Source organism: Staphylococcus agnetis, assembly GCF_002901865.1.
GTDB lineage: Bacteria > Bacillota > Bacilli > Staphylococcales > Staphylococcaceae > Staphylococcus > Staphylococcus agnetis.
This window is the reverse complement of sequence record NZ_PPQF01000159.1, coordinates 1-563: the sequence shown is the minus strand read 5'-3', so window position 1 is coordinate 563 and position 563 is coordinate 1. Positions and strand designations below refer to the sequence as shown.

Below are 563 nucleotides of genomic sequence, written 5' to 3'. Positions count from 1 at the left end.
ATGAAAGAAGAATTAAAATTCAATGCTATAAATATAATATACGGAGTTAATGGGAGGGGAAAGACTTCATTAGCTAGAGGTATTAAAGAAAAAATAGAAGAAAATAATCCAAATAGCTTAAGGTATTTTTACACCGATTATATTCATGAACTTCTCTTACTAGAAGATTCTAATAAATTTAAAGGGGTAAAAGCAACATTTGGTACAAAAAATGTAGAAATTGAAAATGAAATAATCAAGCTGAAAAATGAAGTTGTTGATATGACAGATACTAAAAAGTTATTAGTAGAGAAGAGAAATAAGTTAAGAAAACTAATAAACGAAATACACAAATCAAAAAAAGGGAATCGTAATATACCATTAAAATCATCAAAGAAAAGTATTGAAGAAGTAATAGCTATTTATAATAATAATTTAGAAGAAGCAAAAAAAATAGAGTCTAATATAGAAAATATAAGAAATTTTGTAGCGAACGATGAAAAACTTCATGATAATTATAATAACATTTTAAAAGTTAGGATTCCAAGCTTAAAAATAGAAACTTATGAAGCTGTCTCTTATAC

The 563-nt window shown here is 24.7% G+C and carries 1 protein-coding gene; it reads left to right on the top strand.

Features of this window, described 5'->3' with window-relative positions; translation table 11 throughout:
• On the top strand, positions 1–563 hold a 563-nt coding region (locus tag CD172_RS12540), incomplete at both ends, for an AAA family ATPase (RefSeq protein WP_169925256.1).